Origin of the sequence: Desulfovibrio sp. SGI.169, from assembly GCF_050313595.1 — a bacterium.
Classification (GTDB): domain Bacteria; phylum Desulfobacterota; class Desulfovibrionia; order Desulfovibrionales; family Desulfovibrionaceae; genus Desulfovibrio.
Genome location: NZ_JBNPLS010000004.1, coordinates 78,570 through 90,162, shown reverse-complemented (window position 1 = coordinate 90,162; position 11,593 = coordinate 78,570). Strand labels below are relative to the sequence as shown.

11 protein-coding genes are annotated in these 11,593 nt (G+C 61.9%); 5 read left to right on the top strand and 6 right to left on the bottom strand.

What is annotated here, in order from left to right; translation table 11 throughout:
• Positions 1–203 precede the first annotated feature (203 nt).
• A complete protein-coding gene (locus ACQRA4_RS03550; RefSeq protein WP_427821704.1) occupies positions 204–1,604 on the top strand; it encodes a sigma-54 interaction domain-containing protein in 1,401 nt (466 codons plus the stop codon).
• Between the two features lie 200 nt (positions 1,605–1,804).
• Here ACQRA4_RS03550 and ACQRA4_RS03545 read toward each other — a convergent pair whose 3' ends face one another.
• The 3 genes from ACQRA4_RS03545 to ACQRA4_RS03535 are packed head-to-tail and all read right to left on the bottom strand — an operon-like array spanning position 1,805 to position 3,656.
• Positions 1,805–2,515: a septal ring lytic transglycosylase RlpA family protein gene (locus ACQRA4_RS03545; RefSeq protein ID WP_427821703.1), complete on the bottom strand. Its 711-nt coding sequence runs from the start codon at positions 2,513–2,515 to the stop codon at positions 1,805–1,807.
• Positions 2,512–3,390, bottom strand: coding sequence for a hypothetical protein (locus ACQRA4_RS03540; RefSeq protein ID WP_427821702.1), 879 nt, complete (start codon positions 3,388–3,390; stop codon positions 2,512–2,514). The genes ACQRA4_RS03545 and ACQRA4_RS03540 overlap by 4 nt, the downstream gene beginning before the upstream one ends.
• Entirely contained in the window at positions 3,387–3,656 is a 270-nt protein-coding gene (locus ACQRA4_RS03535; RefSeq protein WP_427821701.1) for a hypothetical protein, read from the bottom strand. The genes ACQRA4_RS03540 and ACQRA4_RS03535 overlap by 4 nt, the downstream gene beginning before the upstream one ends.
• A 433-nt stretch (positions 3,657–4,089) precedes the next feature.
• Between ACQRA4_RS03535 and dsrA the strand changes: the two genes are divergently transcribed.
• The 4 genes from dsrA (at position 4,090) to amrA (ending at position 7,807) form a co-directional block, all read left to right on the top strand.
• The gene (gene dsrA / locus ACQRA4_RS03530; protein ID WP_427821700.1) at positions 4,090–5,403 is read left to right on the top strand and encodes a dissimilatory-type sulfite reductase subunit alpha; all 1,314 of its coding nucleotides are present in this window, start codon (positions 4,090–4,092) and stop codon (positions 5,401–5,403) included.
• Between the two features lie 19 nt (positions 5,404–5,422).
• The gene (gene dsrB / locus ACQRA4_RS03525; protein ID WP_427821699.1) at positions 5,423–6,568 is read left to right on the top strand and encodes a dissimilatory-type sulfite reductase subunit beta; all 1,146 of its coding nucleotides are present in this window, start codon (positions 5,423–5,425) and stop codon (positions 6,566–6,568) included.
• Between the two features lie 54 nt (positions 6,569–6,622).
• Positions 6,623–6,859, top strand: a complete 237-nt coding sequence (locus tag ACQRA4_RS03520) for a dissimilatory sulfite reductase D family protein (protein WP_427821698.1) — start codon at positions 6,623–6,625, stop codon at positions 6,857–6,859.
• Positions 6,860–7,231: 372 nt separating this feature from the next.
• On the top strand, positions 7,232–7,807 hold the full coding sequence (amrA, locus tag ACQRA4_RS03515) for an AmmeMemoRadiSam system protein A (protein ID WP_427821697.1): 576 nt from the start codon (positions 7,232–7,234) through the stop codon (positions 7,805–7,807).
• 70 nt (positions 7,808–7,877) lie between these two features.
• On the opposite strand, the gene recD2 is transcribed toward amrA, so the two are convergent.
• Genes recD2 through aroC form a run of 3 tightly spaced genes read right to left on the bottom strand, consistent with a single transcriptional unit; the run spans position 7,878 to position 11,589 of the window.
• Positions 7,878–10,172: an SF1B family DNA helicase RecD2 gene (recD2, locus tag ACQRA4_RS03510; protein ID WP_427821696.1), complete on the bottom strand. Its 2,295-nt coding sequence runs from the start codon at positions 10,170–10,172 to the stop codon at positions 7,878–7,880.
• Positions 10,172–10,486, bottom strand: a complete 315-nt coding sequence (locus ACQRA4_RS03505; RefSeq protein WP_427821695.1) for a helix-hairpin-helix domain-containing protein — start codon at positions 10,484–10,486, stop codon at positions 10,172–10,174. The genes recD2 and ACQRA4_RS03505 overlap by 1 nt, the downstream gene beginning before the upstream one ends.
• Positions 10,483–11,589, bottom strand: a complete 1,107-nt coding sequence (gene aroC / locus ACQRA4_RS03500; protein ID WP_427821694.1) for a chorismate synthase — start codon at positions 11,587–11,589, stop codon at positions 10,483–10,485. The genes ACQRA4_RS03505 and aroC overlap by 4 nt, the downstream gene beginning before the upstream one ends.
• Positions 11,590–11,593: the final 4 nt, after the last annotated feature.

Sequence of the window (11,593 nt, the reverse complement as noted above, 5' to 3'; positions counted from 1 at the left end):
GCCGACCAATCATTACAAAGGGTATGCCACATATATAATATGCTGTAATTACAGGATATATTTATGAAATACGAACATCTTTCACTGTATTTTTCTGATTACATAAACTTGACTTCAAATTTTTCGTTAAATAAATAAAGAGAATTAGTAGAATGTAATCAAAAAAGTATATGTCATCTTTTTATGACATAGATGGAGAGCATATGAATAATGCAGAGAAGAAAATGATACAGTTCTGTGATAATATTTTAGATTATCTGCATATTGGCATTATGGCAAGCCATATTGATGGAACTATTTGTTATATGAATGAAATATTTGCAACAATGTTCGGGTTTAACAGGCGTATTGCTATAGGTGATCATATTTGTAACTACTTTCCAGGATCTGAATTGCTTAACGTAATGAAATCACGGAAACAGCAAGTACGCGTACTCTTTAAGTTCAAAGGCAAGGAAGCCTTTATTTCGCGCTATCCTGTTTTTGACGGCGCGGCATGTGTTGGCGGCTATGTGGAGGCGTATTTTCGCGACATCCATGACCTTTCACCCCTGCTTGCCCGTATTCAGACCCTGGAACAGAAGGCCGAGTACTTTGAAAGGCGGGCCAAGGCCACGCAACCCAAGGCTGTCTTCAGTTTCAACAGCCTGGTGGGCGATAGCGAGGCCATACGTCGTCTGAAAAAACAGGGGACGCGTTTCGCCAACAGCAATCAGCCCATCCTGATTACAGGCGAGTCCGGCACCGGCAAGGAACTCATCGCCAACGCCCTGCATGCCGCAAGCCCCCGCGCTCACAATGCCTTCATCTGCGTCAACTGCGCCGCTATCCCCTCTGAACTGATGGAAGCTGAGCTTTTTGGCTATGCGGAAGGCAGCTTTACCGGCGCAAGCAAAAAGGGGCGCATCGGCAAGTTCGAACTGGCTGACGGCGGAACAATTTTTTTGGATGAAGTGGCTGAAATACCCATGAATATGCAGGCGAAACTGCTGCGTATTCTGGAGAGTCATGAAATTCAGAAAATTGGGAGCAACAGGAAAGTTCATTCGGACTTTCGCGTATTGGCCGCGACGAATAAGGATCTTCGCCAGATGGCCCATGAGGGCGTCTTTCGCATGGATCTTTACCATCGCCTCAGCGTGCTGCAACTGCACACGCCGCCCCTGCGTGAGCGCCTTGATGATCTGGATCTTCTTGTGCCGGAACTGCTTAAGCAGATTGCCCAGCAGGAGCATTGCCCGATGCCGGATATCGACAGCGCCATTTTTCCTGTTCTGAGAAAATATTACTGGCCAGGCAACGTCAGGGAGCTGAAGAACATCCTGATCTATACCTGCTTCTCGCAAGAAAACGGATGGGGCCATGTCACGCCATGCAGCCTGCCGTCCCACCTCTTTGACGTGGGTATGGATGGAGCTCATGTGGAAGGATCTCTCAAAGAGCAATGCCGTCACTACATGCGCATGGTCATTGAGAGGACGCTTGTCCGCTGCAAGGGCAACAAAACGCTCACTGCCCGGGAACTCAAACTCTCACGCAATGAACTTTATAAAAAAATCAAGGAGATGGGCATTGATGTCGCCCTTGGCAAGACGGTTGAATGATTTGTGCCGCCGGCGCGAGGCCGGCACGCCGCCAAGAGCGCCGCGGCTGAACCCGAAAAGTCAGACCAGGGCCAAAATTGTGGCTTTGCATCCACAAAAGTGAAAATATTTGAATTGCAACACGCTCTAAAGACAAACTATCCGTATTGGACGCATGCGGCTGGCATATGAAGGTTTCTCTCCTCGTGGACGTGCGGCTGTCAGTTGCCCCCCACCACAAAGGCGTGGGGGTAGAGGGCCCTGAACAGCTCCAGCATCTGCCGCGCGCCGTTGGAGTCCTGCCACGGCCCCACCTGCACATTCCACATGTTGTTGCTGCCGAACTGCAGGCGGCCCTTATGCCCGGATCGGGTCAGGATGTTGATCAGCCTGCGGGCGTTGTCCTTGCTGGAAAATGCCCCCACCTGCACATAGAAGGGGCCGGACATGTCGCCGTCTTCACGCATCTGGGGAATGCCGCCCAGGCTCTGGATGCGCACCCTGGCCGTGCCCGTGCCCATCATGTTCAGGCGTGTGGCCGCGCCGCGTGAGAGGTCGATGACCCGGTCATCCACAAAGGGGCCCCGGTCATTGACGCGCACAATGACGGAGCGGCCGTTGCCCAGATGGGTGACGCGCACCTTGGTGCCCAATGGCAAAATTTTATGGGCCGCGGTCATGGCGTACTGGTTGTAGCGCTCGCCATTGGCGGTTTTTTTGCCGTGAAAGCCCGGCCCGTACCAGGAGGCCGTGCCCACCTCCACAAAGCCGTGGGCGGACTTCAGCGGGTAATAGGTTTTGCCGCGCACGGTATAGGGCTTGCTGCCCGGCACGCCCCCCTTGCGCCAGGAGCGCGAGCCGCAGCCGCTCAGCAAAACCGCGCAGAGCAGGAACGCCAGGCAGACCCGCAAGGCGCGGAAGGCCCTGTTCATGCGGCGGGCTCCGGCAGGTTCACGCTGCGCGCGTCGCGCGCCCCGGCGGAAGCGCCCTCCAGCCCGCGCAGCAGCTTCATTCCCTCGGCGTTGAGCATATTTTGTCCCCCGGCCCGCAGCAGCAGGGCTCGCGCCGCCTCCATCCGGCCTGATTCCAGAAGGTCCCGCGCCGCCAGCGCATAGAGGCGCGCTGGCTCGTCGCCATACAGGGCCGTGAGCAGCGCCGGGTAATGCCGGCCGAACACCTCGCGGGCCAGCGGCTCCTCACAGGCCAGCCAGCGGGCCAGACGGCTGTTGTCGCCTTCGTTCGCCAGATAACGCGTGAGCAGAAAGAGCCCGTGCGACAGCACATGCAGGATGCGCCCCAGCTCGCGCGCCGAGCTTTCGGCGGTCTGGGCGGCCAGGGCGCTCAGGGGACCGTAAAGTTCGTCGGTTACTGCCGGGTGGCGGCCCAACTGGGTCAGACAATTGGCGTAATGCTGGCCCTGAAACGCGTCTTCCCTGAGCTTGGCGCATTCGTGGAAGGCATAACCGACACACCAGTCAATGAGGGCTTCCACCGGGCTTTGCGCGGTCAGGCCGTCGGGATGCGGGCCGGCCGCGCATTGCCGGGGCCCGACGCCCTGCCCTTCCGGCGCGGCGCGCGCCGAACGGCTGGCGTTGCGGAACAGGTGATGGGCCGTGTCCTTGAGGCGCCAGAACACGCCCTTGCGCATGGCCTCGCCCAGCAGCTCGCGCAGGGCCGAGTAGGATACCGCGCCGTCGCGCTCAAAACGCCGCCGCTGGTCGGACAAGAGCCGGAAGACAGTGCAGTAGTCGCGCACCAGATCGCGCACAAAAAAGGCTCTGTTGGCCAGCAGCCAGCGTCCGCTCACGCTTCGTCCTCCCGCAGCAGGGCGCGGGCCACGGCCAGATCATAGAGCCTGAGGGGGTCGGCCTCCCGGTTGCGTTCGGTCTGGTACAGGCGGGCCGCGCTCCGCACCACATCCAGGCTGAGCCAGGGATGACGTTCCCAGACTTCGGGATGATCCGCCTGCCAGAGGCGGAATTCCACTTCGCCGTCCTGTCCCCGCCGCACATAGACCCTGGCCCGGGTGTTGCCCGCCTGGGGGTGGTAATACAAGCCGAGTGCGTCTTTCATGTTCATCCGTCTGTTTGCTGTGGCTTTCACGCGCATGGAAAGAGGTTTGCTGGCATTCTATAACTAAAAAACGATGTCTTTGCCAAGACCATGCGCGTGCCCTGGCGTGAAAAGGGCCGCGCCGCTGGTGAAAATGTGGACGATGTTCGGCTTGGTGGTTGTCATCAGGAAGAAAATGGGATATGCAACGAAAAGACCGCGTTGCGGCCCGAGGGGCCGAGGTTCTGGCTCGCCCGCTCATTATGGGGCGTTCCGCTGTGGCGGAGCGAGCGTCGCGGCGGCTTGGCGGGTTGCCGGCAGTATTGTGGCGGGAGGCGTTCCGCCGCAGATCGGCTACACGCGGAAGCCCGTTTTGCGAGGCTCCGGGATTGGCGCAGCGGAACGGCATGTCACGCGGTGGCGTGATGCAATCAACCTTAGTGGAGGTATGGCAATGGCGAAACATGCAACTCCCCTGTTGGACCAGCTTGAAAGCGGCCCCTGGCCGAGCTTTGTGTCTGACATCAAACAGGAAGCGGCCGCGCGCGCCGCGAACCCCAAGGGCCTTGACTATCAGATTCCGGCGGACGCCCCCGACGATTTGCTGGGCGTGCTGGAACTTTCCTACAATGAAAAGGAAACCCACTGGAAGCATGGCGGCATCGTGGGCGTGTTCGGCTACGGCGGCGGCGTTATCGGCCGTTACTGCGACCAGCCCGAACAGTTTCCCGGCGTGGCCCACTTCCACACCATGCGCGTGGCCCAGCCCTCCGGCAAATACTACAACACCAAATTCCTGCGCGATCTGTGCGACATCTGGGATCTGCGCGGTTCCGGCATCACCAACATGCACGGTTCCACCGGCGACATCGTGCTGATCGGCACCCAGACCGTCCAGCTGGAAGAAATCTTCCACGAACTGACCCACAAGATGAATGTGGACCTGGGCGGCTCCGGCTCCAACCTGCGCACGCCCGCCGCCTGTCTTGGCCAGTCCCGTTGCGAGTACGCCTGCTACAACACGCAGGACATGTGCTATCAGCTGACCATGGACTATCAGGACGAGCTGCACCGCCCGGCCTTCCCCTACAAGTTCAAGTTCAAGTTTGACGGCTGCCCCAATGGCTGCGTTTGCGCCATGGCCCGTTCCGACTTCGCCGTGGTGGGCACCTGGAAGGACGACATCAAGATCGACCAGGAAAAGGTCAAGGCCTATGTGGCCGGCGAAATCAAGCCCAACGCGGGCGCTCACGCCGGGCGCGACTGGGGCAAGTTCGACCTTCAGAAGGAAGTGATTGACCGCTGCCCCACCCACTGCATGAAGTGGGACGGCTCCAAGCTCTCCATCAAGACCGCCGACTGCGTGCGCTGCATGCACTGCATCAACACCATGCCCCAGGCCCTGCACATCGGCGACGAGCGCGGCGCCAGCATCCTGGTGGGCGCCAAGGCCCCTGTGGTGGACGGCGCGCAGATGGGTTCGCTGCTTGTTCCCTTCATCTCCTGTGAAGCCCCCTATGACGACGTCAAGGAAGTCATCGAAAAAATCTGGGATTGGTGGATGGAAGAAGGCAAAAACCGCGAGCGCGTGGGCGAAACCATGAAGCGCCTCTCCTTCCAGAAGCTGCTGGAAGTCACCGACACGCCTGCCATGGCCTGTCAGGTGAAAGCGCCGCGCACCAATCCCTTCATCTTCTTCAAGGAAGAGGAAGTGCCCGGCGGCTGGAAACGCGACCTGGCCGATTTCCGTAAACGCCATCAACGCTAGTTACAAGGGGGACACGAACATGGCTTTTATTTCTACCGGGTACAATCCCCAGAAACCGATGGAAGGCCGTATTTCCGACATCGGCCCTCATAAGTACGACGACTATTTTCCGCCGGTGATCAAAAAGAACTTCGGCAAGTGGCTCTATCATGAAATTCTGGAGCCCGGCGTGCTGCTGCATGTGGCCGAAAGCGGCGACAAGGTCTACACCGTGCGCGTGGGCGGCACCCGCACCATGTCCATCACCCACATCCGCGAGCTGTGCGACATCGCCGACAAGTACTGCGGCGGCTACCTGCGCTGGACCACCCGCAACAACATTGAATTCATGGTGGAGGACGAAACCACCATGAAGGCCCTGCGCGACGACCTGAACTCCCGCAAGTTTGACGGCGGTTCCTTCAAGTTCCCCGTGGGCGGCACGGGCGCCAGCGTCAGCAACATGATTCACACCCAGGGCTGGGTGCACTGCCATACGCCCGCCACCGACGCCTCCGGCCCGGTGAAATGCGTGATGGACGCCCTGTTTGACGAGTTCAAGAACATGCGCATGCCCGCGCCGGTGCGCGTGGCCCTGGCCTGCTGCATCAACATGTGCGGCGCCGTGCACTGCTCGGATATCGGTCTGGTGGGCATTCACCGCAAGCCGCCCATGATCGACCACGAATGGGCCGACCAGCTCTGCGAAATTCCGCTGGCCGTGGCCGCCTGCCCCACCGCCGCCGTGCGTCCCACCAAGGTGGAGCACAACGGCGAGAAGGTGAACTCCATCGCCATCAAGGAAGACCGCTGCATGTACTGCGGCAACTGCTACACCATGTGCCCGGCCCTGCCCATCGCCGACAGCGAGGGCGACGGCATCGCCATCATGGTGGGCGGCAAGGTTTCCAACCGTATCTCCATGCCCAAGTTCTCCAAGGTGGTCGTGGGCTACATCCCCAACGAACCGCCGCGCTGGCCCAGCCTGACCAAGACCGTGAAACACATTGTCGAAGTCTACGCCGCCAACGCCGAAAAGTACGAGCGCCTGGGCGAATGGGCTGAGCGCATCGGCTGGGAAAGCTTCTTCAAGCTGACCGGCCTTGAGTTTACCCATCACCTGATCGACGACTTCCGCGATTCCGCCTACTACACCTGGCGGCAGAGCACCCAGTTCAAGTTCTAGGCAACTTGCAAACCCGGCGGCGCGCAGGCGCGCCGCCGGGACAGGAGAAAGCTCATGGCTGACGACAAAGATGTTGTTATTGAGTTTCTGAAAGGCAAATCCGCCTCCAAGTCCAAGTTTTATTTCAAGGACTTTCTGGAACTCTTTCCGGACAAGGGCCCCCGCGAGGTGAAGAAGGTTCTCACCAAGCTGGTCAACGAGGAAGTGCTGGAATTCTGGTCTTCCGGTTCCACCACCATGTACGGCCTGAAAGGCGCGGGCAAGCAGTCCCACGCCGAGGGCGAAGACTAGCGTCTGCTCGCAAAAGCAGGCGCCGCGAAGCCCCGGTGGTTTCGCGGCGACTGGCGTCAGCCGTCCGGCGGCAGGCATTTTTGCCGCACGGGCTTGTCGCGCCTGGCGACGCGAGCGGCGCAACACTTCGCTCTTGCGCGTTGTGCCGTTTTTTCAAGATCTGCCGCAACACCTGTTGTGGCATTTCTTGTTTGGCGGTCGGGCGCGGTTGAGAGCGAATTGCCTTTGAAAAGTACATGCGCTTCCGGCGGCCGCGAGGGCGGACGCCCGCGCCGGTGCGCCTGAAAAGCGCGTCTTTCAGGCGCTTGTTCCGTTCTGCGGGGAAGTGCAGCTTTCAGGAGCAAAATACTTTCATGCCTGGCAGGAGGCCGCATGGCGCTTTCCTTCTCCCTGAACAACGCGGAACGGGCCTACCTGAGCCGCGTGGCGCGTCTCTCCATTGAAAGCGTTTTGGCCGGAAAGGCCGCCTGCGCGCCTGAGCCGCCCGCGGGCGAAGATGCGACGGCGACAGGGCGGGGGGCCTTGCGCCGCGCGTTGGGGGCCTTTGTGACTCTCAGCCTGGGCGGCGACCTGCGTGGCTGCATGGGCGTCATTGCGGGCCGCGAGCCGCTGTTTCTGAACGTGTGGCGCATGGCCCGCGCCGCCGCTTTTGAAGACCCACGTTTTCCGCCGTTGCATCCGCGCGAATGGCCCGAAACAGCAGTGCGTATTTCCGTACTGGACGAGCTGACGCCCTGTCCGGACCCGCAGGCCGTTGAAGTGGGGCGGCACGGCCTGCTTTTGCGGCATATGGGCCGCAGCGGCGTTTTTCTGCCGCAGGTTCCCGTGGAACAGGGCTGGGATCGCGCCACCTACCTGGAGCGGCTTTGCGCCAAAGCGGGTCTGCCCGGCGACAGCTGGCGCGCGCCTGGCGCGAGGCTGTTCTGGTATGAGGCGCTGGCGTTCTGAGGGCGGCGGGCCTGCGTGTCTGTCGTTGCGGGGTCGGCCGTCTTTCCGCGCGTTCAGGCAGAACAGAAAATCAATGAGACGGTCTCAGCCTCTGGGCCAGGCGCGTATATCGCTTGCGGGTCTTGTTGTTCCTGATGGCCATGTGCAGGGCGCGTGATTCGCCCACCAGCACCACCAGTTTCTTGCCGCGCGTCACGCCCGTGTAGATCAGATTGCGCTGCAAGAGCACATAATGCTGCATCATGATGGGAATGATCACCGCCGGGTATTCCGAGCCCTGCGACTTGTGGATGGAGATGGCATAGGCCGGGGAGAGCTCGTCCAGCTCGTCAAAATCATAGGGAACCACGCGATCGTCAAAATTGACGCTCAGCGTGCGCTCTTTGGGGTTCAGAAAGACAATGCGGCCCATGTCGCCGTTGAAAACATCCTTTTCATAATTGTTGCGCACCTGCATGACCTTGTCGTGCAGGCGGAAGGCCCGCTCGCCCCGCCGCACCTCCAGGCCGTTGGGATTCAGGGCATCCTGAAGGCGCGCGTTCATCTGCCCCGCGCCCACGGCCCCCTTGTGCATGGGCGTGAGCACCTGGATGTCGTCCACCGGGTCCAGACCGAAGCGGCGCGGAATATGGTTTTTCACCAGGTCCACCATCAGATCCGCCGCTTTTTCCGGGTCGTTCTGGCGGATGAAGTAGAAATCGGAGAGACGGTCTCTGCTGGATTCCAGGTTCGGCGTCTCGCCATGATTGATGAGGTGCGCGTTGCAGATGATTTCGCTTTCGGCGGACTGGCGGAAAATCTCGGTCAGCTCCACCACCGGCGTCGCGCCCGAGGCGATGATGTCCGCCAGCACATTGCCCGGCCCCACCGAGGGCAGTTGGTAAACGTCGCCCACCAGCACCAGGGTCGCGCCCAGGGGCACGGCCTTGAGCAGATGGTAGAAAAGCAGGGTGTCCATCATGGAGGCTTCGTCCACCACCAGCAGGCCGCAGGCCAGGGGATTGTCCTCGTTGCGGGCGAAGCCGTCCTCCCTGGGGCTGTATTCCAGCAGGCGGTGGATGGTGCGGGCTTCGCGGCCCGAAGTTTCGGCCATGCGCTTGGCGGCCCGGCCCGTGGGCGCGGCCAGCAGAATGCGCGCCCGCACTTCGCCGAACAGCCTGATGATGGCGTTGATGATGGTGGTTTTGCCCGTGCCCGGGCCGCCGGTGAGCACCATGACCTTGCTGCGCGCCGCCGTGCGCACGGCCTCCATCTGTTCCGACGCCAGGGCGATGGGCAGCCCGCTCGTGACCTTGTCAACCAGAGCGTCAGGATTTTCAAAGCGCACAGCCTTGGGCGAATGCAGCAGGCGCTGGAGATAAAAGGCGGTTTTGGCCTCGCAATGATGGTAACGGCGCAGGTAGACGCACACCTCATGGCCGTCTTCCTCATCCCCGTCACCTGCCGCGCCGGGCTCGGCAAGGCCGTCGGGGGCCTCCGGCTCTTCCCGCACCAGACGCTCGTCACGCTCCAGGGCGGCGACGGCCTCCAGAGCCTGCCCCGGCTCCACATTCAGCTGGGCGCAGACCTCGCGCGCCAGCTTGCTTTCAGGCAGATAAACATTGCCGTCATCCGTGGCCTTTTGCAGAATATAGAGCGTCCCTGCCTGGATGCGCAGGGGGTTATCCGGCTCGAAGCCAAGCTTGGCGGCGGCGGCGTCGGCTGTGGCAAAGCCGATGCCGTGAATATCCATAGCCAGCCGGTAAGGGTTCTCGCGCACCACGTTCAGGGCCTGGCTTCCATAGGCCCGGTAGATGCGCACGGCATATGCCGGGGTGATGCCGTGGGGCTGGAGAAAAAGCAGCAGATCGCGCATGCCCCGGTGCTCTGCCCAGGATTCTTGAATGCGCGCCAGATTCTTGCGGCCCACGCCGCGCACCTTGAGCAGGCGTTCCGGCTCTTCATCCAGCACGCGGATGGCGTCTGTGCCGAAAACCTCCACAATGCGCCCGGCCAGTTCCTCGCCCACGCCCTTGATCAGGCCAGAGGCCAGATAGAGGCGAATGCCTTCGCTGGTGGCGGGCAGCATTTCTTCCGAGCTGGCAAATTCCACCTGGCGGCCAAAACGGGCGTTGTTCACCCAGCGCCCGCTCACCCTGAGGCGCACGCCCGCCTGTGGATTGACCATATGCCCCACGCAGGCGACAGGGTCGCGGCTTACGGCGCGCGACGGCGCGCCCTCCACCCTGGCGGCCCCGGGCAAGGCATTGTCCGGCAGTAGCCGCAGGACGGTATAGCCGTTTTCCTCATTATGAAAGATCACGCGCTCCACCGTGCCGGTAAGCTCCACGGCGTCGGGGTCGCGCAGCAGGGGCAGAGCGGGCATCAGTCCTCCGGCCCGTTTGTTCCGGCGGCGTTGCGCGCCTTGCGCCGCCGCGACCACCAGAACCAGTCGCGCTGTTCCGGCGGCAGATGGGGGTCGCGGGCCTGGGCCACGGCGCAGCAGAAAAGATCATACTGGCAGATGTCCACCGTGACGCCGCGCAGGCGGCAGAGGCGTTCATAAAGTTCACGCGGGTCAGCCCCGGCCAGGGCCGCCGCGCTGTCCACGCCCAGCAGGCGAAAATCCGCCAGCGTGGCCTTGCCCACGGATTTCAGGGCCGCCAGGGAGCGCGCCTTCACTGCGGCGCGCGTGTTCACAGAGCGTGCCCCATACGGCCTTGCAACAGCAGGGCGTCAGCCAGGGCCAGGGCCGTCATGGCCGAAAGCACGGGCACAATGCGCGGAATGGCGGACAGGTCGTGGCGGCCTCCGACCAGCACTGTGGCGGCCCGGCCCTGTTTGTCCACGGTGCGCTGTTCCGGGGCGATGGAGGCAATGGGCTTGACCGCCGCGCGCAGCACAATGTCCTGACCGCTGGAAATGCCGCCCAGTATGCCGCCCGCGTGGTTGGAGGCAAAGCGGACGGCAGGGAGGGCGCTCTCCGCGTCGGGCGGCGCGCCGGGCAGCAGGGGGTCGTTGTTCTGCGAACCGCGCAGACGGGCCGCCGCGAAGCCTGCGCCCACTTCCACGCCCTTGACCGCGCCCACGCTCATGATCGCGTGGGCCAGCACGGCCTCCAGCTTGTCAAAGACAGGTTCGCCCAGCCCGGCGGGCACATGGCGGGCCACAATCTGCACGATGCCGCCCAGCGTGTCGCCAGCCTTGCGGGCTTCGGCCACAGCCGCGTCCCAGAGGGGCGGGGCGGCGTCGGCGGCCGCGAAATAGGGCCGGGCCGGGGCGCGCTCCATATCCACATCCCCGGCGGGCACGGCAATGCCGCCCAGTTCCACGCAGGCGGCCTGGATGACAATGTCCGCGCGGGCCAGTATTTTTTTGGCGATAACGCCGCCCGCCACGCGCGCCGCCGTCTCCCGCCCCGAAGAGCGCCCGCCGCCGCGGTGATCCCGAATGCCGTTGTATTTTGCAAAATAGCCCCAATCCGCATGGCCGGGCCGGAACACCTCGGCCAGATTGCCGTAATCGCGCGAGCGCTGGTCTTCGTTGGCGATGTAAAAACCGATGGGCGTGCCAGTGGTGCGGCCCTCGAATACGCCAGAGAGCAGACGCAGGGTGTCGGACTCTTTGCGCTTGGTGGCGGTGGGCCCCTGACCGGGCTTGCGCATATCCAGCTCTGCCTGAATGTCGGCCTCGCACAGCGCCAGGCCGGCCGGGCAGCCGTCCAGCACGCCGCCCAGACCAGGCCCGTGGGATTCTCCAAAAGTGGTCAGACGCAGGATGCGCCCGAAGGTATTGCCCGCCATGTTT

What these genes read in the sequence shown, in the direction of transcription:
- ACQRA4_RS03550 (WP_427821704.1), top strand. Translation starts at nt 204, where the DNA reads ATGAATAATGCAGAGAAGAAAATGATACAGTTCTGTGATAATATTTTA.
- ACQRA4_RS03545 (WP_427821703.1), bottom strand. Translation starts at nt 2,515, where the DNA reads ATGAACAGGGCCTTCCGCGCCTTGCGGGTCTGCCTGGCGTTCCTGCTC.
- ACQRA4_RS03535 (WP_427821701.1), bottom strand. Translation starts at nt 3,656, where the DNA reads ATGAAAGACGCACTCGGCTTGTATTACCACCCCCAGGCGGGCAACACC.
- dsrA (WP_427821700.1), top strand. Translation starts at nt 4,090, where the DNA reads ATGGCGAAACATGCAACTCCCCTGTTGGACCAGCTTGAAAGCGGCCCC.
- dsrB (WP_427821699.1), top strand. Translation starts at nt 5,423, where the DNA reads ATGGCTTTTATTTCTACCGGGTACAATCCCCAGAAACCGATGGAAGGC.
- ACQRA4_RS03520 (WP_427821698.1), top strand. Translation starts at nt 6,623, where the DNA reads ATGGCTGACGACAAAGATGTTGTTATTGAGTTTCTGAAAGGCAAATCC.
- amrA (WP_427821697.1), top strand. Translation starts at nt 7,232, where the DNA reads ATGGCGCTTTCCTTCTCCCTGAACAACGCGGAACGGGCCTACCTGAGC.
- recD2 (WP_427821696.1), bottom strand. Translation starts at nt 10,172, where the DNA reads ATGCCCGCTCTGCCCCTGCTGCGCGACCCCGACGCCGTGGAGCTTACC.
- aroC (WP_427821694.1), bottom strand. Translation starts at nt 11,589, where the DNA reads ATGGCGGGCAATACCTTCGGGCGCATCCTGCGTCTGACCACTTTTGGA.